Origin of the sequence: Nonomuraea rosea (assembly GCF_039539705.1) — a bacterium.
Taxonomy (GTDB): Bacteria; Actinomycetota; Actinomycetes; order Streptosporangiales; family Streptosporangiaceae; genus Nonomuraea; species Nonomuraea rosea.
Map to the genome: position 1 here is coordinate 752602 of NZ_BAABDQ010000001.1, position 16517 is coordinate 769118.

A 16517-nucleotide genomic window follows, 5' to 3' on the forward strand; every position below is an offset into this window, starting at 1 on the left:
TCAGCCGATGAGATCCGCGTAGTGGCAGGCCGCCTGCGCGTCGGGCACGGCGGGCAGGACGTTCAGCGGCTGTGACTTGCACCGGTCGGCCACCCCCGCCTCGGCCGCCCGCCCGGAGGCGAGCACCTGGCAGCGGGCGTGGAAGCGGCAGCCGCCGGGGATCCTGGTCGGGTCCGGCGGCTCGCCGGTCAGCACCACCCGTTCCGGCGACTCCGGCAGCACCGACATCAGCGCCTGCGTGTACGGGTGCCGCGGCGCGGTCAGCACCTGCTCCACGGGCCCGGACTCGACGATCCTGCCCAGGTACATCACGGCCACCCGGTCGGCGATGTTCCAGGCCAGCCCGAGGTCGTGCGTGACGACCAGCGCGGACAGCCCCAGATCCGCCCGCAGCTTGAGCATCAGGGCCAGGATCTCACCGCGTACGGACGCGTCCAGGGAGGCCACCGGCTCGTCGGCGATCAGCACCTTCGGGTTCAGCGCCAGCGCGCCGGCGATCACCACGCGCTGCCGCTGGCCGCCGGACAGCTCGTGCGGGTAGCGCAGGAAGAACCGGTCGGGCGGTCGCAGCCCCGCCCTGGACAGGGCCTCGGCCACGACCTCCTGCTCGTCCGGCAGCCCGTGGATGCGCGGCCCCTCGGCGACGGCCTCGTACACCGTGTGCCGGGGGTTGAGCGAGCCGGTCGGGTCCTGCAGGACGAGCTGCACCTCCCTGCGGTAGGCCTTGAGCGCCTTGGAGCGGTAGTCGAGCGCGGCGCCGCTGTAGCGGACCTCGCCCGAGGTGGGGCGTTCGAGGCCGAGCAGCGTGCGGGCCAGCGTGGTCTTGCCGCAGCCGGACTCGCCGACCAGCGCCACGATCTCGCCCTCGCCGATGGACAGGTTCACGCCGTCCACGGCGCGGGCGCGGCGCCCGCGCGCGGAGAACTCCACGTGCAGGTCCCGCGCCTCCAGGAGGCTCGTCCGCGCGGTGGCCACGGCCTCCTTGGTGCTCTGCGTCGTCTCGGTCATGAAGCGTCCTCCTTGGCCCGGACGTGCACGCAGGCGGCGGTACGGTGCTCGCCCGCCGGCCACAGCTCCACGTCCAGGCTCGCGCATTCGTCCAGCGCCACCGGGCAGCGCGGATGGAACGAGCACCCGCTGGGCAGCTGCATCGGGTCGGGCGGATCGCCGCCGAGCCCCTTGGGCGCGAGCCGCGACGCGGGGTCGCCCACCGTCGGGAACGCCGCCGCCAGCGCCCTGCTGTAGGGGTGCTTGGCGTCGTGGAACACCTCGCCGGACGGGCCGTGCTCGACGACGCGGCCCGCGTACATGACCGCGAGCTGGTCGCAGACGTCGGCGAGCACCGACAGGTCGTGCGAGATCATCAGCAGCGAGATGCCGTGCTCGGCCACCAAGTCCTTGATCAGCGTCAGGACCTGGGCCTGCACCATCACGTCGAGCGCGGTGGTCGGCTCGTCGGCGATGATCAGGCGGGGCGAGCAGGCCAGCGCCATCGCGATCATGACGCGCTGCCGCTGGCCGCCGGACAGCTCGTGCGGGAAGCTGCGTGCCCGCCAGGCGGGCATCCCGACCTGGTCGAGCAGCTCGGCCACCCGCTTGCGCGCGGCGTCCGGCTTGGCCAGGCCGTGCACCAGCAGCGGCTCGGCGATCTGGTCGCCGATCTTGCGCACCGGGTTGAGGCCGTGCTGGGCGCCCTGGAAGACGATCGAGGCCTCAGCCCACCGCACGGCGCGCATGCGGCCCCAGTTCATGGTGAGCATGTCCTCGCCGTCGAGCAGGATCCGGCCGCCGACGCGCGCGTCCCGGGGCAGGAGCCGGAGCAGCGCCATGGCCAGGGTCGACTTGCCGGATCCCGACTCGCCGGCGACTCCGAGTGCCGCTCCGGAGTCGAGGGTCAGCGACACACCGCGCACGGCGGGCACCTCGCCCGAGGCGATGCGGTACGTCACGGACAGGTCGTCAAGCTCAAGAAGAGTCATGCGGCCCTCCTCAGCCGGGGGTTGAGCACGGCCTCCAGGGCGCGCCCGACCAGGGTGAACGCCATGACGACGACGAGGATGGCGAGACCGGGGATGAGGATGTACCACCACGCGCCCTCGGTCGCCGCCCCGTAGTCGTAGGAGCCGCGCAGCATGGTCCCCCAGGAGGTCTTGTTCGCGCTGGCGCCGAGGAAGGCCAGGGTGGACTCGGTGACGATCGCGCTGGCCACCTCCAGCGTGGTGCTGGCCAGCAGCAGCGGCGCCACGTTGGGCAGGACGTGCCGGGTGGTGATGTGCCAGTGCCCGGCGCCGAGCGCCTTGGACCGCTCGATGTACGGCCTGGCCTCGACGGCGAGCGTCTGGGCCCTGATCAGCCGGGCCGTCGAGGGCCACGTCGTGACGCCGATCGCCATGATGATCGTGAACGTCGTACCGCCCAGGATGGCCGCCAGCACCAGCGCGGTGACCAGCGACGGCAGCACCAGGAACCAGTCGGTGACGCGCATGAGCACGCCGCCCAGCCAGCCGCGGAAGTGCCCGGCCGCGATGCCGACGACCATGCCGATCACGATGCTGAGCAGCGCGGCCAGGAAGCCGATGAGCAGCGAAGCGCGCGAGCCCCACCAGATCATCAGCAGCAGGTTCCGGCCGGACTCGTCGGTGCCGAAGGGGAAGGCCAGGCTCGGCCCGTCGAACTCCTTGCCCGGCGCGTCCACGACGCTGGTCACGCTCTCGTCGATGAACAGCGGCGCGATCAGCGCGAGCACCACGGCGACGAGCAGGACCACCAGGCCGGTCATACCGGCGCGGTGGGTACGGAAGCCGACCCAGAAGCGGCTCAGCGCGAGCTTCCTGCGGGCCGCTGTGACGCTGGTCATGCCGACCTCACCCTCGGGTCGAGCACGTGGTAGACCACGTCGGCCAGCGTGTTCATGACGATCACCGCCACGGTGATCAGCAGGAACGTGCCCTGCATGAGTGTGAAGTCAGGCACTCTGACCGCCTCGTAGAACAGCTGCCCCAGACCGGGCCAGGTGAAGATCGTCTCCACGGTGACCGCGCCGCCGACCACGAAGCCGATGCGCATGAAGACCAGCGTGACCGTGGGCAGCAGGGCGTTCGGCACCGCGTGGCGGCGGCGTACCTCGTCGTCGCGCAGGCCCTTGGCCCTGGCCACGGTGATGTAGTCCTGGCTGACCTCCTCCAGCAGCGAGGAGCGCATGACCAGGAGGTACTGCGCGTAGACCACGGCCACCAGCGTCAGGCACGGCAGCACCATGTGGGAGGCCACGTCCAGGATGTACGCGAAGCCGTCGGGCGCGTCCACGCTCTCGATGCCCCGGAAGGGGAAGATGCCCGGGATCGGCCCGATGCCGACGCCGAACACCATCATCATCAGCAGTCCGAGCCAGAACGTCGGCACGGACCACAGCACCAGCGACGCGCCGGTGGAGAACCGGTCGAACCGGCTGCCGTTCCGCCAGCCCGCCCTGGTGCCCTGCCAGATGCCCAGGCTGACCGCGATGACCAGGCCCGTGCCCGCGAGCAGCAGCGTCGGGCCGAGCCGCTCGCCGATGAGGTCGAGCACCGGCCGCTTGTACTCGTAGGAGGTGCCGAGGTCGAGACGCACGGCCTTGCCCACGAAGTCGAAGAACTGCTCGATCAGGGACTTGTCCAGGCCGAGCCGGTGGCGTTCGAGGTTGAGCTGGGCCGGGGTCATGTTGCGGCCCTGTGCCATGTTGCGTACCGGATCGCCGGGCAGCAGCCGGAACAGGAAGAACGTGCCGACGATCACCATGGCGATGCTGAACAGCGCTCCACCGGCCTTCGACAGCGCGTACTGCAGCGTGCTCCGGCCGGTGGAACGCCCGTCGCCAGGGCCCGCCGCCTGGGCGGCGGCGGGCTCTGTTGCTTCGAGCGGAGTTGTCATTCGCGTTCGTCTGCGACGCTCTTACGCCGCCTGGTCAGGAAGAAGACCACGAGTCCGATGACCACCACGCCGCCGACGACGCCGGCGATGAGACCCGTGTTGGAGCCGCCGTCGGCGCTGGCGCCGCCGGTGGCCGTGGCCTTGACGTCCACGGTGTAGAACGGCCAGTAGCCGCTGCCGCCGTACAGGAGGCCCTTGTCCTCAGGGATCGGGGTGATGCTGGTGATCCGGTCCTTGCGGTAACCCTCAAGGTCGTTGGTGTAGTAGATCGCGATGATCGGAGCGTCGGTGTAGAGGCGCTCCTGCATCTGCTTGAGGAGCTCGGCCCGCTTGGGCCGGTCGAGCTCGCCGAGCTGCTCCTTGTAGAGCTTCTCGAAGGTGTCGTCACAGTAGAAGGACTCGGTGCCGCCGCCCTCGCCGCCCGGAGCCGGCCTGCGGCTGCACAGGTGCGTCGCCATGACCTCTTCGGGGTCGGGGTTGACCGACCAGCCGCTGATGGCGATGTCGAACAGGCCGGTGACGCCGGTCTCCTCGGTGAACTTGCTGGAGTCGAGCTTCTTGGTGGTCAGCGTGACGCCAATCTCCTTGAAGAAGCCCGTCAGGTATTCGGCGAGCTTGTCCTCGATCGGGGTGTCGGTGTGGATGCTGAAGCGGAACTCCAGCTTCTTGCCGCCGTCGGGCATCGTACGGACGCCGTCGGCGCCCTTCTTGTAGCCGGCGTCGTCGAGGATCTTGTTGGCCTTGGCCACGTCGTAGGTGACCTTGGTGTCGCCGGTGGCCTCCCAGAAGAAGTCCTTGTACATCGGCGGCACGATCGAGCCGTCGGCCGGCTTGGCCAGGCCGCTCTGCACCTCGGCGACCAGCTTCTGCTTGTCGATGGCGTAGTGCAGCGCCTGGCGGACCTTCACGTCCTTCAGCGCCGGGTGGCCGTCGCCGAGGGCCTTGTCGTCGGTCGTCGTGGCGCCGTGGTTGATCTGCAGGTAGGACGCGCGGCGGCCCTGGGTGTTCCAGGCCTCGATGTTCGGGTCGTTCTGGATGGCCTGGAACTCCGGCGGCGTCATCCGGCCGAGCAGGTCGATGTCACCCTTCTTCAGACCGGCGATCGCGGCCTGCGGGTTGTCGTAGAAGATGACCTGCAGCTCGTCGATCTTCGGCTTGCCCCGCCAGTAGTTGGGGTTGGCCTGCAGCTTGACGTACTGGTCCTTCTTGTGCTCGACCGCGATGTACGGGCCGCTGCTCACCGACGGGTACTTCTCGGCGTCGTAGTTCGCCATGTCGGTGACCGACTCCCAGACATGCTTGGGCATGATCGGGACCGGGTTCTCCAGCATGGACGCCTGCGGGGACTTGAGCTTGATCGTCAGGTCCTGGCCGCTGGCCGTGACGCTCTCGAAGTTCTCCACCGCCGGGCCGTTGGCCGTCTTGGCGGCCTCGTCCGTCATCATCTTGTTGAACGTCCAGGCGGCGTCGTCGGCCGTGACGGGCTTGCCGTCCGACCACTTGGCCGCGCGGATCTTGAACACCCACGTCAGCCCGTCGGGGGACGTCGTCCACGACTCGGCCAGGTCCGGGCTGGGCTGGAGCGTCTTGGAGTCGGGCACCGTGAGATAGCCGTACATCCAGCGGTGGATCGACGTCGAGACCAGGCGGACCGCCAGGAACGGGTTCATGGAGTCCATCGACTGGGTCGCGCCGACCCGTACGGTCTTCTTCCCCGCCGCCGGTTCTTGGGCAAGAGCGGCTCCAGCGCCCTGGCCTGCTACTAATAGCGCGACGCCCAGCACAGCCAGGCGTGCGAACCATTTCCTCATAAGTGCCTCACCTTCAGGCGGGGGATTCCTGTGTAGAGAAAGGCACACCATACGGAGACCGCGTGTCAACGCGTGGCGGAAAATTGTTTCATTCTCGTTTCCTTTTGCGGTGTAAATTTTCAGCACCCTTGGCACTATCGTGATCTAGTGCCCCGCCTGCCCGTCCTCTACGCCGCGGCCCTCACCGTCGCGCTCGGAGTGGGCGTCCGGGTGCTCTGGGACGGGCCCGTGCCGAAATACGCGGGCGACGCCCTCTACACCGTGCTGATCTACACTCTGGTCCTGCTCGTCCTGCCCAGGATGCGGCCGTGGGCGGCGGCCGCGACCGCCGCCGGGCTGAGCTGGGCGATCGAGTTCGCCCAGCTCTGGGAGATCCCCGCGCCGCTGCGGCCGGTGCTCGGCAGCACGTTCAACCCGCCCGACCTGCTCTGGTACGCCGTCGGCGCCGGCCTCGCGTGGGCCGTGCACGCCCTGTGGCTCAGCCGGCTGAGCCGGGCGGGCGGCTGAGCCATGCCGACGATATGGCGGATCCTGCTCGTCGCCGCCGCCGCGTCGGGTCTCGTCTGCCTGGCCGTGTCGATCCGCAGCCCGTGGGCGTACTTCACCGTGCAGAGCAACGTCATGCTGGCCCTCTACTACGGCTGGCGGCTGCTCGGCCGCGGGACGCCGGCCACGCTGAAGGGCGCGGTGACGCTCTACCTGCTGGTCACCGGCCTGCTCAACTACGTCTCACGCGACCTGGCGAGCCCGCTGACGCTGCTGGACGGCGGCGTGCGCGGCCTGGGGAACTTCCTGCTCCACTACGTCACGCCGATCATGGCGGTCATCGACTGGCTGGCCTTCGACCGGTCGAGCCGGGCCCGGTGGGCGGCGCCGTTCGCCTGGCTGGCCTATCCGCTCGCGTACGGCGTCTTCGTCCTGCTCGCGGCCCCCGCCCTGCCCAGGCGCTACGTCTACCCGTTCCTGAACGTCGAGCGGCTCGGCTGGTCCGGCGCCGCGCTCATGGCGGGGGCGGTGCTGGCGGGCTTCGTCGTCCTCGGCTACGCGCTGCTCGGCCTCCACCGGCTCACGGCCGGGCCGGTGGAGACCTGAGCGCGTCTCAGTGGCAGCCGCCGGAGCCGCAGCAGGAGCCGCCGGCCTGCGGGAGCAGCTCGACCTTGCCGGCCAGCTCGTAACCGGCCTCCACCACCGCCGCGTCGATCACCGTGCGGTCGAGCGGCTCCTGGCTGGTGACGGTCACGGCTCCGGCCGCCAGGTCCACCTCGACCCCGCTCACCCCGGCGACCTTGCCGACCTCCTCGGTCACGGAGCTGACGCAGTGGCCGCAGGTCATGCCCTCAACCTGGTACGTCGTCACAGTCATGCCGCACTCCTCACTCTCGTTACTCCTGCGGGCACACTATACCCCCTAGGGGTAAAGACGCATACATCGGGCCGTGCCGGTTAGGGGGTGGGGATCAGGCATCTCAAGGAGGGTTCACATGCTGAACGGCAGAACGATCGCATTCCTGGTCGCTCCTGAGGGCGTCGAGCAGGTCGAGCTCACGGAGCCCTGGAAGGCCGTCAAACAGGCGGGCGGGACGCCCAGGCTGGTCTCCACCTCCCCCGGGCAGGTCCAGGGGTTCAACCACCTGGACAGGGCCGACACGTTCGCCGTGGACGAGACCGTGGACGGTGCGGATCCGGCCTCCTTCGACGGGCTCGTGCTCCCCGGAGGCGTCGCCAACCCCGACTTCCTGCGTACGGTCCCGGCCGCGGTACAGTTCGCGCGGGCCTTCTTCGAGGCGGGCAAGCCGGTGGCCGCCATCTGCCACGCGCCCTGGACCCTGGTCGAGGCGGACGTGGTGCGCGGCCGGACCCTCACGTCGTGGCCCAGCCTGCAGACGGACCTGCGCAACGCGGGGGCGACCTGGGTGGACCGGGAGGTCATGGTCTGCACGGCGGGGCCGAACACGCTGGTCAGCAGCCGCAAGCCGGACGACCTCAAGGCCTTCTGCCAGGCCGCCATGGACGCGTTCTCGCAGTAGCTTTCGCGGCCGGGGGCGGTGTCAGGCGAGGAGGGCGGCTGCGAGGCCCCTGACGGAGGACTTGAGCCGCGCCACCCCGCCGTCCGCCATCACGTGACGGGCCAGGTCGGCGTCGAACGAGCCGAGCAGCGCGTGCGCGGCGAACTCCGCGTCGAGCCTGTCCCCGTCCGGCCCTGCGCCGTCCAGCCCGTCCCCTGCGCTGTCCGGCGCGTCCCCTTGCCCGTCCCCGTCCGGCCCGTCCCCCGCACCGTCCGGCCCGCCCCCGGGCCCGTCCGGCCGGGCGTGGGCGGCTTCGCGCTGCCGCTCGCCCCCGGCCGCCGCCTCCACGATCAGCGCGGTCACGTGGCGGTGCCAGCGGAGATAGGTCGGATCCCGGTATTTGTCCTCCGCGCATGCCCGCTCATGCGCCGCGAACAACGCCAGGTTGCGCTCGGCCAGCTCGGCCAGCTCGTCCAGGAAGGCGAGCAGCCGGTCCTCGGGCGGTGCGCCGGGGCCGAGCGCCGAGCCGGGCGACTCGATCGCCAGCGCCAGCGCGGCGGCGCGCTCGGCGAGCAGCTCCTGGAACAGCCCGGTCCGGCTGCCGAAGCGCCGGAAGAGCGTGCCCTTGCCCACCCCCGCGGCGGCGGCCACCCGATCGAGCGAGATGTGCTCGGCGCCGTGCGCGGCCAGCAGCTCCTCCGTGGCGCGCAGGATCGCCTCCCGGTTGCGGGTCGCATCTGATCGCACCCGCACACTCTACCGTTGCAAGCGGACCGTCAGTCCCCCTAGCATCTAAGCGGACCGTTAGTCCGTATCGATGGAAGGGGAAGCATGCGCGCACTGATCGCCGGGCCCGGCGGCGAAGGCCGGCTCACGGAGGTGCCCGAGCCGGAGCCCGGCCCCGGGCAGGTGCTCGTGGAGATCCGCCACGCGTCGGTCAACTTCAGCGACCTGCGGCACATGAGCCACCTGCCGGAGGGCACGGTGCTCGGCTACGACGCCGCCGGGATCGTGCTCCGCGCCGCCGAGGACGGCACGGGCCCCGCCGTGGGCGCCAGGGTGGCGGCGTTCGGGCCGGGGGTGTGGGCGGAGCGGGCGGTGTTCGGCACGGACGCGGTGGCGGTGGTGCCCGCCGACGTGGACCTGGCCACGGCCGCCGCCCTCCCGATGGCCGGCCTCACCGCACTACGCTCACTCCGCGCGGCCGGCCTGAACGTGCCACCCCGAACGCCCGGCACGCCGGCGCCGCACCCCCTCCAGCCGACCGGCACGCCGGCAGCGCCCCCGCCCGGTGCGGCCGGGAGCGGGGTGCGGGTGCTGGTGACCGGGGCGTCCGGCGCGGTGGGGCGGCTCGCCGTACAGCTGGCCGCCCTGGCCGGCGCCCACGTCATCGCCTCCGTCAGCCACCCCGGCCGCGCCCGCGACCTGACCGCCCGCCGCGCCGGGACCGATGCCCCGGGGACCGTGGAGGTGGTGACCGGGCTCGACGGCGTCGACCCCGTGCACGTCGTCGTCGAAGTCCTCGGCGGCCCCACCCTCGTCACCGCGTGGGGCCTGCTCGAACCGGGCGGCAACCTCCAGAGCATCGGCTGGGCCTCCGGCGAGGACGCCGTCTTCGTCCCGAACTCGACCTTCTCCCTGGGCGAGGCCAGATCGCTGAGCTCGTTCGGCGACGTGACCGCCCCGGCCGCCGACCTGGCCCAGCTCCTCGCCCTCATGGAAACCGGCGACCTGGCCGTAGACGTGGGCCTGCGCGTCCCCTGGGAGCGGCCGGCAGAGGCACAGACCGCCCAGCTCGCCCGGACCGCGTCCGGCAAGATCGTTCTCGACGTCACGAGCCACCAGCACCCCTGACGAGATCGAAACTCGTCTGTAACGCCTTGTCCCCTGGAAAGAAATGGTCTAGACGTAGACCAAATGGAGCGTCCTCCGCGCCCCCCAGGGAGACCTCAATGACCACTGAAGAGGATTCCAGGCGACTCGCCGAGCTCGGCTACAAGCAGGAGCTGGCCCGCACCTGGAGCGGTTTCTCCAACTTCGCGATCTCTTTCTCCATCATCTCGATCCTCGCCGGCTGCTTCACCACCTTCGGTCAAGCCTGGAACTACGGCGGCCCCATCGCCATCTCATGGGGCTGGCCGTTGATCTCCGTCTTCATCCTGATCATCGGTTTCTGCATGTCGGAGCTGGTGTCGGCGTACCCGACGGCGGGCGGCATCTACTGGTGGGCCGCCAAGCTGGGCAAGCCGATCCACGGCTGGTTCACCGGCTGGCTCAACCTGATCGGCCTCATCGCCGTCACCGCGTCCGTCGACTACGGCTGCGCGACCTTCCTCAACATCACCCTCAAGCGCCTGACCAGCGGCGGATGGGAGGGCACGCTCTCGCAGGCGTTCCTGCTGTTCGTGATCATCCTCGCGCTGCACGCCCTGATCAACATCTTCAGCCACCGGCTGATCTCACTCCTGCAGAACGTCTCCGTCTGGTGGCACGTCGCCGGCGCGGCGATCGTGGTCGCCATCCTGATCTTCGCGCCGAGCGACCACCAGTCGCTCGACTTCGTCTTCACCGGCACGAACAACAACTCCGGCTTCGGCGACGGCTCCGACGGCCTGCCCTTCTGGCTGTACGTGCTGCCGCTCGGCTTCCTGCTCACCCAGTACACGATCACCGGCTTCGACGCCTGCGCGCACGTGTCGGAGGAGACGCAGGGCGCGGCCAAGAGCGCGGCGCGCGGCCTGTGGCAGTCGATCTTCTACTCGGCGATCGGCGGCTGGATCCTGCTGCTGGCGTTCCTGTTCGCGGCGACGAACGTGGACGAGATCAACAAACAGGGAGGATTCGTAGGCGCCATCTTCGAAACCGCCGTGTCGTCCCCGCTGGCCACGGCGATCTTCGCGATCTCCACCATCGGCCAGTTCTTCTGCGGGATGAGCTGCGTGACGTCGATGTCGCGGATGACGTACGCGTTCTCGCGCGACGGCGCGATCCCCGGCTGGCGACTGTGGTCGAAGATCGACCGCAACCGCACACCGGTCAACGCGATCATCGCGGGCTGCGTGGTGGCCGCCCTGATCACCCTGCCCGCGCTCTACGCCCCTCCCGGGTTCACCACGCCGGTCGCCTTCTACGCCGTCGTGTCGATCGCGGTCATCGGGCTCTACCTGGCGTTCCTGATCCCGATCTGGCTGCGGCTGCGCATGGGCGACAAGTTCCAGGCCGGCCCGTGGACGCTCGGCAGGAAGTACAAGGCCCTGTGCTGGATCGCCTGCGTCGAGATCGTGATCGTCTCGATCTACTTCATCATGCCGTTCTCGCCGGCCGGGGTGCCGGGCAATGAGAAGTTCGCGTGGACGTCGGTCAACTACGCGCCGATCGCGGTCGGCATCGTGATCATCGGCATCGCCCTGTGGTGGGCGCTGTCGGCACGACACTGGTTCACGGGTCCCCGCCGCACGGTCGACGAGGTCCCCACCCCGTGAAAAGGTCATGGGTACGGCTCGCGCGAGCCGTACCCATGACGTCGTGCTAGTGGGAGACGCCCCAGGACAGGGAGTCCGACGGCCAGGTCCGCTGCTGCGGCTGGCGCTTGAGCACGCTCTCCTCAGGGGTGCCCACGGCGCAGCGGGTGCCCTGCGGAGGCACGGTCAACGAGATCAGGTACTCGTCGAAGATGTCCGTCTGGCACTTGTCCTTGCCGTAGATGCGGTGCCCCCAGCCCTCGTACGTGACCAGCACGGCCTTGGGGCCGAGCTGCTTGGCCACGTTGGCCGACCAGCTGAGCGGCGTGGCGGGGTCGTGCATCGAGTTCCCGAGCAGGATCGGCGCACTTCCCGTGTAGCGCAGCTGGTGCGGCGGGTTGGTGGTGGCGGAGTTGAGGCAGATCGGCATGTCGTCGATCGGGTACGGGTGGTACTTCATGTCGGGAGCGAGCCGGGCGGAGCTGTACCTGAGCGCCGCGTACTCCCAGTAGCTGCGTACCCGGAGGTTGTAGTCCTGGCACAGGATGCGGGTCGGCAGGTGGGCGACGTCCCCCTGCACCGGCTGACGGCCGGGCAGGTCGGGCAGCCACTCCGGCGGCGGCCCGCCGGCCAGGGTGTTGATGACCTCGCTCAGCAGGTGCCAGTCGGGGCCCTCGTTGCCCAGCACGCCGTTGTAGATGACCTGCAGCTCGGTCATCGGGCGGTCCGTCACACCCGGGTAGTACAGCTCGCCGCGCCGCGCCTTGGCCAGCAGGTCCTTCCAGATCGCGCGGATGTCCTTGCCGTGCAGGACGCAGCTCGTGTCGTTCTCGCACCAGGCGACGAACTCGTCGAACCCGTCCTCGGCGGCGATCGCCTCGGTGTCCAGGAATCCCTTGACGCCGAGGCTGTGGTCCATGTTGCTGTCGAGCGCGAGCGCCCTGATCCGGTTCGGGAACAGCTCGGCGTACATCTGGCCGATCAGGGTGCCGTACGAGATGCCGTAGTAGGTGAGCTTCTCCTCACCGAGGGCGGCCCGCAGGGCGTCCATGTCCCGCGCGACGTCGACCGAGTCGACGTGGTCGTACAGCGGGCCGGTACGCGCCCGGCAGTCCTTGTGCAGCTTCTTGGTGAAGGCGTCCCAGGCGTTGTAGTCGGCCTGGCTCGCCATGACGGTGTGCGGCATCTGGTTGTACACCGACGCCGAGCAGATCACCGGGTTGCTCCGGCCCACGCCCCGTGGGTCGAAGCCGACGAAGTCGAACCGCCGCTGGAGCTCCTCGGTGTAGGAACCGGGAGCGCCGTAGACGGCCTCCACGCCCGACCCACCGGGGCCGCCCGGGTTGATCACCAGCGACCCGACGCGCGCGGCCGGGTCGGTGGCCTTACGCCGCGCGACGGCCAGCTCGATGGTGGGGCCGGCCGGCTCGGCCCAGTCGATCGGCACGGCCAGCTTGCCGCACTCGGCCGAGGGCTCCTCCTCGCAGGGCGCCCAGGTGATGCTGCCGGTCGTGGTCGTGTTCTCAGCGTCCGCGCTGGCGGTCGAAACAGGTAAGAGCGTCGTCAGCGCCACGAACGCGGCAGCTAGCAGAGACGTCCTTTTTCGCATTTTGCTCCAATCGTCGGTCGGTGCGCCCCCCGAGGGCACGCGGCCGAGCCTGATCATTCCTGGCCAGCGCCACGAATGGAGCAAAATCTGAAAATTTCTCGCACGCGCTTGCGAGTCGGTTGCAAAGCCGCACGCGGCCGGCTCTCGCTTGTCGCCGTTCGGCTGAGTCCGGCTCTCGCTTGTCGCCGCGCGGCTGGAGTCCAGGTCTGCGCGATCCGGACCGCGGACGTCAAGTGTCCGGGTCTGCGCGAACCGGGACTGCGGCCGTCAGGAGGCCTCGAACGCCTCCGCCACCGTCGCGCGCACCTCGTCCATGGAGGCGGACTCCAGCTCGCGCTTGACCGACGTCATGTCCACATCCGGCATCCCGCAGGCCACGGCCCAGTCCCACGGCGTCAGGTCGCCGTCGACGTTGAGCGCGAACCCGTGGCTCGTGACGCCCCGGCTCTGCCGCATCCCGATCGAGACGATCTTCCGCCCGCTCCCGGAGGTCCAGACCCCGGTCAGCAGCTCGGACCCCGGCGGCGTGTCCCGGCGCTCGGCGGGCAGCCCGAGCTTGCCCAGCGCCTCGACCATGCGCAGCTCCACCTCGCGCACGTAGTCGACGATGCCCTCGTCCTCGGCCAGCTTGACGATGAGATAGCCGACGAGCTGGCCAGGCCCGTGGTAGGTGAGCTGGCCGCCGCGCCCCGTCTCTAGGACGGGGATGCCCCGGGTGGGGTCGGGCAGGTGAGCGACCGGCGTGCGGCGCCCGACCGTGTAGACGGACGGATGGCTGAGCAGCCAGAGCGTGTCGGGCCGCTCGTCCCGCTGCCGCTGCCCGACGAGATCGGTCATGCGCTCCATCGCCTCGTCGTAGTCGACGAGCTCATCCTGAACGAGTGTCAGCCGCCTTGCCCTCATCCTTCGAGGATAAGTCGCCTCCCGGACAGCGATGCACACGGCTCACGCCCCAGGCCGGAGGCCCAGTGAGGCGACTAGATCGCTCATCTCGTCGCGGTAGACGCCAGCGGGCACGGCGTCGCGCGCGAACTCGGCCGCGCAGCCGGCCCCGCCTCCTGCGCGCGTCGGCTGCCCGGGGCGCCGTGCGCGGGGCGCTGGAAGCTGCACAGCTTCCGCGAAGTGCTGTACTGCGTGGATAACTTGCAACAGAGTGCTTAAGATGGATTCGATAGTCTGTTTAAGGGGTGACCCGTGTTGCTTCGCTTCAGAGGAGCCAACCACAGATCGTTTCGGGATGAGTTCGAGGTCTGGCTGGCCGCCAGCAAGTTCAACCAGGGGACACGGCGTCCGGCGGGGCTCGCCGAAGATCCTGAGCTGGCCTATCTGCCGACGACCGCGATCTACGGCTCGAACGCCTCAGGCAAGTCGAACGTCCTGTACGCCATCCGCTGGATGCGCCATGCCGTGCTCAACTCTGTCCACGGCTGGTCCACCCTCGACGGCATACCCCGCGAGCCGTACGAGCTCGACCAGACCGCACGTACGGACACCTCGCTCTTCGAGGTCGACATCGTCATCGACGCAGACCGGTACGTCTACGGCTTCGAGGTGTCCGACGAGCGAGTCGAGACCGAATGGCTGCACGCTTACCCGGGCGGGCAGGCCCGCAGACAGGTCTGGTTCGAGCGGGACGCCGACTCTGACGATCCGTTCACCTTCCCCGGCGAAGGGCTGAAGGGGCCGAAGGAGAGCCTGGTCCCGCAGACCCGGCCCAACGCGCTGTTCCTGACCGTCGCGGCCGCCTTCAACCAGCCCCACCTCCAGCCGATCCACGAGTGGTTCCGGCACAACCTCTGGTGGATCAGCCCCGGCCGCGATTTCGAGAAGCGGCACAGCTTCACCCGCGAGATGCTCGACGACCCCCGGCATCGCGACCGGATCACCGGCCTGCTCAAGGTCGCCGACCTGGGCATCGCCGGAACGGAGATCGACAGCCTGACCGGCGAGCTCCGGCTGCTGCACCAGGGACCCAACGGTCCTGTCGCGTTGAGCTACGAGCGGCAGGAGTCGATGGGAACCCGCTCCTGGTTCGCTTTCATCGGGCCCCTCCTGACGGCCCTCGACCATGGGGCGACCCTGCTCGTCGACGAACTGGACACAAGCCTGCATCCGCTCTTCGCCGCCGACGTCCTCCGCCTCTTCCAGGACCCGGCGGCCAACCCGAACCATGCCCAGCTGTTGTGCACGGTTCATGACGCGAGCCTGCTGGGCCGGACGCACATCGCTCAGCCGCTGGAACGCGACCAGGTGCGCATCACCGTGAAGAACACGGAAGGCGTGTCCGAGATCTACCCGCTGACCGATGCCCGTCCCCGTAAGACCGAGGCTCTCGACCGGAACTACCTTGCCGGGGCTTACGGCGGCGTGCCGACGCTGACCGTGGGCGAGATCGCCGAGACGCTCACCGGGCGGCTCACGGATGCGGGAGAGGTGCCCGGCTGATGCGCAAACGCGGGGTGCCCGGCGGAGACTCGGCTCCGCGCCCTGGGGCAGGCGACCGCAGGAAGAACAAGGTCGTGTTCATCGTCTGCGAGGGGCAGACCGAGCGGAGCTACTTCCACTTTCTCAACCACCGCTACGGTGCCGTGCACAACTTTCAGATCCAGCTCACCCCTCGGAAGGTCACCGAGGGGCAGCAGTTCAATGGCTACAAACCCGTCCCGGCAGTTCGAGAGGCGATCCGGTTCAAGAAGAACACGGCGGGGATCAAGAACACCGAGTTCTGGGCGGTCTTCGATCGTGACGAGAACGACGACATTTACGAGGCGTATCGCCTCGCCCGCCAGAACGGCATCAACATCGCGTTCTCCCACCCGCACTTCGAGCTCTGGCTCTGGCTTCACTTCGCTTCGGGTTCACCGGGCCGGCTCGGCGGAGACCGCACGCTGATCCCGGCGAAGCTCCGGAGGGTCAAGGAATTCGAGGACTTCGAGAAGTTCGTCGAGCCTCATCATTTCGACGAGCTGAGCAGGGGGGATCGCCAGGCGAAAGCGGTCAAACTGGCCCGGCGTCTCGTGTCCGGCTGTCCGAGCGGGCGCTGCGCTCCGGCGTCGGAGCTGGGGCTGAATGGTCACGCCGCGAACTGCGACGTCCTCCTGCGCGACCCGTCCACCGATGTCTACCTGCTTCTTGAGGTGCTCGGGGTCTTCTCATAACCCGTTGGCGTTCACCGTGTCCGGCAAGCGTGCGTCTGACGCAGTGCTCGGGACACGTCGCTGGTGGCCGGACAGCCCGCTCGGCTGGTCGGGTGGGCGTCGGGCGGCCCACTCTCCCAACGGGCAACGGGTGGCGACCAGCGCGCCGCCAGGCGCGCGAGACCACGGCGCCGCCAGGCGCGGGGGTGCGCCGGAGGCGCTTCGAGGAGGGCGGCTGAGCCCTTGTGCGCGAAGCGCCTCCGTGCGAAGTCCTTTGTGCCCGGGGCGGGCCTCAGATCAGCCCACCGGGTAACCGGGCAACGGGAGGGTGGCTCCCGCCCCGCCTACGCGGCGCGGTAGCCCTTCGGCTCCTCCGGGACGAGGATCCACATGGCGACGTAGACGACCCAGAGCGGCCCCGGGATGAGCGACAGCAGCAGCCAGAGGATCCGGACAAGGGTAGGGGGCATGCCGAGCTTGTCGGCGAGCCCGCCGCAGACGCCGGCCAGAATCCTGTGCTCTCGTGAGCGGTACATGCTGTTTCCTCCGTGTGGTTACGACCTACCTGTAGAACGGGCGGGCCC

17 protein-coding genes are annotated in these 16517 nt (G+C 69.5%); 7 read left to right on the plus strand and 10 right to left on the minus strand.

Features of this window, described 5'->3' with window-relative positions; genetic code table 11:
• The 5 genes from ABEA43_RS03715 to ABEA43_RS03735 are packed head-to-tail and all read right to left on the minus strand — an operon-like array spanning window position 1 to window position 5720.
• Window positions 1-1008 carry an ABC transporter ATP-binding protein gene (locus tag ABEA43_RS03715; protein WP_345558604.1) on the minus strand — a complete coding sequence of 336 codons (1008 nt, stop codon included), beginning with the start codon at window positions 1006-1008 and terminating at the stop codon, window positions 1-3.
• A complete protein-coding gene (locus ABEA43_RS03720; protein WP_345558607.1) occupies window positions 1005-1979 on the minus strand; it encodes an ABC transporter ATP-binding protein in 975 nt (324 codons plus the stop codon). Before ABEA43_RS03720 ends, ABEA43_RS03715 begins: the two co-directional genes overlap by 4 nt.
• Window positions 1976-2857: an ABC transporter permease gene (locus ABEA43_RS03725; RefSeq protein WP_345558609.1), complete on the minus strand. Its 882-nt coding sequence runs from the start codon at window positions 2855-2857 to the stop codon at window positions 1976-1978. The genes ABEA43_RS03720 and ABEA43_RS03725 overlap by 4 nt, the downstream gene beginning before the upstream one ends.
• Window positions 2854-3909 carry an ABC transporter permease gene (locus ABEA43_RS03730; RefSeq protein WP_345558610.1) on the minus strand — a complete coding sequence of 352 codons (1056 nt, stop codon included), beginning with the start codon at window positions 3907-3909 and terminating at the stop codon, window positions 2854-2856. The genes ABEA43_RS03725 and ABEA43_RS03730 overlap by 4 nt, the downstream gene beginning before the upstream one ends.
• Entirely contained in the window at window positions 3906-5720 is a 1815-nt protein-coding gene (locus ABEA43_RS03735) for an ABC transporter substrate-binding protein (protein ID WP_345558612.1), read from the minus strand. The genes ABEA43_RS03730 and ABEA43_RS03735 overlap by 4 nt, the downstream gene beginning before the upstream one ends.
• Before the next feature lie 147 nt (window positions 5721-5867).
• Here ABEA43_RS03735 and ABEA43_RS03740 point away from each other — a divergent pair, with 147 nt between their 5' ends.
• Both ABEA43_RS03740 and ABEA43_RS03745 read left to right on the plus strand, forming a co-directional pair.
• Window positions 5868-6227, plus strand: a complete 360-nt coding sequence (locus ABEA43_RS03740; protein ID WP_345558613.1) for a ribosomal maturation YjgA family protein — start codon at window positions 5868-5870, stop codon at window positions 6225-6227.
• 3 nt (window positions 6228-6230) lie between these two features.
• The gene (locus ABEA43_RS03745; protein ID WP_345558614.1) at window positions 6231-6812 is read left to right on the plus strand and encodes a Pr6Pr family membrane protein; all 582 of its coding nucleotides are present in this window, start codon (window positions 6231-6233) and stop codon (window positions 6810-6812) included.
• A gap of 7 nt (window positions 6813-6819) precedes the next feature.
• On the opposite strand, the gene ABEA43_RS03750 is transcribed toward ABEA43_RS03745, so the two are convergent.
• The gene (locus ABEA43_RS03750; RefSeq protein ID WP_345558616.1) at window positions 6820-7083 is read right to left on the minus strand and encodes a heavy-metal-associated domain-containing protein; all 264 of its coding nucleotides are present in this window, start codon (window positions 7081-7083) and stop codon (window positions 6820-6822) included.
• 118 nt (window positions 7084-7201) lie between these two features.
• On the opposite strand from ABEA43_RS03750, the gene ABEA43_RS03755 reads away from it, so the two are divergent.
• Window positions 7202-7747, plus strand: a complete 546-nt coding sequence (locus ABEA43_RS03755; RefSeq protein WP_345558618.1) for a type 1 glutamine amidotransferase domain-containing protein — start codon at window positions 7202-7204, stop codon at window positions 7745-7747.
• A gap of 21 nt (window positions 7748-7768) precedes the next feature.
• Here the strand turns inward: ABEA43_RS03755 and ABEA43_RS03760 are convergent, their stop codons facing one another.
• A complete protein-coding gene (locus ABEA43_RS03760) occupies window positions 7769-8473 on the minus strand; it encodes a TetR/AcrR family transcriptional regulator (protein WP_345558620.1) in 705 nt (234 codons plus the stop codon).
• A gap of 84 nt (window positions 8474-8557) precedes the next feature.
• Between ABEA43_RS03760 and ABEA43_RS03765 the strand changes: the two genes are divergently transcribed.
• Window positions 8558-9580, plus strand: coding sequence for a zinc-binding dehydrogenase (locus tag ABEA43_RS03765; RefSeq protein ID WP_345558622.1), 1023 nt, complete (start codon window positions 8558-8560; stop codon window positions 9578-9580).
• Between the two features lie 98 nt (window positions 9581-9678).
• Window positions 9679-11208, plus strand: coding sequence for an amino acid permease (locus tag ABEA43_RS03770; RefSeq protein WP_345558624.1), 1530 nt, complete (start codon window positions 9679-9681; stop codon window positions 11206-11208).
• Window positions 11209-11254: 46 nt separating this feature from the next.
• On the opposite strand, the gene ABEA43_RS03775 is transcribed toward ABEA43_RS03770, so the two are convergent.
• Window positions 11255-12760, minus strand: coding sequence for an alpha/beta fold hydrolase (locus ABEA43_RS03775; protein ID WP_345558626.1), 1506 nt, complete (start codon window positions 12758-12760; stop codon window positions 11255-11257).
• 303 nt (window positions 12761-13063) lie between these two features.
• Window positions 13064-13699: a lipoyl(octanoyl) transferase LipB gene (gene lipB, locus ABEA43_RS03780; RefSeq protein WP_345558628.1), complete on the minus strand. Its 636-nt coding sequence runs from the start codon at window positions 13697-13699 to the stop codon at window positions 13064-13066.
• 291 nt (window positions 13700-13990) lie between these two features.
• Here lipB and ABEA43_RS03785 point away from each other — a divergent pair, with 291 nt between their 5' ends.
• Together ABEA43_RS03785 and ABEA43_RS03790 are read left to right on the plus strand one after the other, a co-directional pair.
• Window positions 13991-15241 (plus strand): AAA family ATPase, encoded by a 1251-nt coding sequence (locus ABEA43_RS03785; RefSeq protein ID WP_345558630.1) that lies wholly within the window; start codon window positions 13991-13993, stop codon window positions 15239-15241.
• Window positions 15241-15954, plus strand: coding sequence for an RloB family protein (locus tag ABEA43_RS03790; protein ID WP_345558632.1), 714 nt, complete (start codon window positions 15241-15243; stop codon window positions 15952-15954). Before ABEA43_RS03785 ends, ABEA43_RS03790 begins: the two co-directional genes overlap by 1 nt.
• Window positions 15955-16277: 323 nt before the next feature.
• On the opposite strand, the gene ABEA43_RS03795 is transcribed toward ABEA43_RS03790, so the two are convergent.
• Window positions 16278-16469, minus strand: a complete 192-nt coding sequence (locus tag ABEA43_RS03795) for a PspC domain-containing protein (protein ID WP_138695460.1) — start codon at window positions 16467-16469, stop codon at window positions 16278-16280.
• Between the last annotated feature and the right edge of the window lie 48 nt (window positions 16470-16517).

Bases quoted from the DNA above. Each gene is read 5' to 3' on its own strand.
- ABEA43_RS03715 (WP_345558604.1), bottom strand. From the start codon at position 1,008: ATGACCGAGACGACGCAGAGCACCAAGGAGGCCGTGGCCACCGCGCGG.
- ABEA43_RS03720 (WP_345558607.1), bottom strand. From the start codon at position 1,979: ATGACTCTTCTTGAGCTTGACGACCTGTCCGTGACGTACCGCATCGCC.
- ABEA43_RS03725 (WP_345558609.1), bottom strand. From the start codon at position 2,857: ATGACCAGCGTCACAGCGGCCCGCAGGAAGCTCGCGCTGAGCCGCTTC.
- ABEA43_RS03730 (WP_345558610.1), bottom strand. From the start codon at position 3,909: ATGACAACTCCGCTCGAAGCAACAGAGCCCGCCGCCGCCCAGGCGGCG.
- ABEA43_RS03735 (WP_345558612.1), bottom strand. From the start codon at position 5,720: ATGAGGAAATGGTTCGCACGCCTGGCTGTGCTGGGCGTCGCGCTATTA.
- ABEA43_RS03745 (WP_345558614.1), top strand. From the start codon at position 6,231: ATGCCGACGATATGGCGGATCCTGCTCGTCGCCGCCGCCGCGTCGGGT.
- ABEA43_RS03750 (WP_345558616.1), bottom strand. From the start codon at position 7,083: ATGACTGTGACGACGTACCAGGTTGAGGGCATGACCTGCGGCCACTGC.
- ABEA43_RS03755 (WP_345558618.1), top strand. From the start codon at position 7,202: ATGCTGAACGGCAGAACGATCGCATTCCTGGTCGCTCCTGAGGGCGTC.
- ABEA43_RS03765 (WP_345558622.1), top strand. From the start codon at position 8,558: ATGCGCGCACTGATCGCCGGGCCCGGCGGCGAAGGCCGGCTCACGGAG.
- ABEA43_RS03770 (WP_345558624.1), top strand. From the start codon at position 9,679: ATGACCACTGAAGAGGATTCCAGGCGACTCGCCGAGCTCGGCTACAAG.
- lipB (WP_345558628.1), bottom strand. From the start codon at position 13,699: ATGAGGGCAAGGCGGCTGACACTCGTTCAGGATGAGCTCGTCGACTAC.
- ABEA43_RS03790 (WP_345558632.1), top strand. From the start codon at position 15,241: ATGCGCAAACGCGGGGTGCCCGGCGGAGACTCGGCTCCGCGCCCTGGG.
- ABEA43_RS03795 (WP_138695460.1), bottom strand. From the start codon at position 16,469: ATGTACCGCTCACGAGAGCACAGGATTCTGGCCGGCGTCTGCGGCGGG.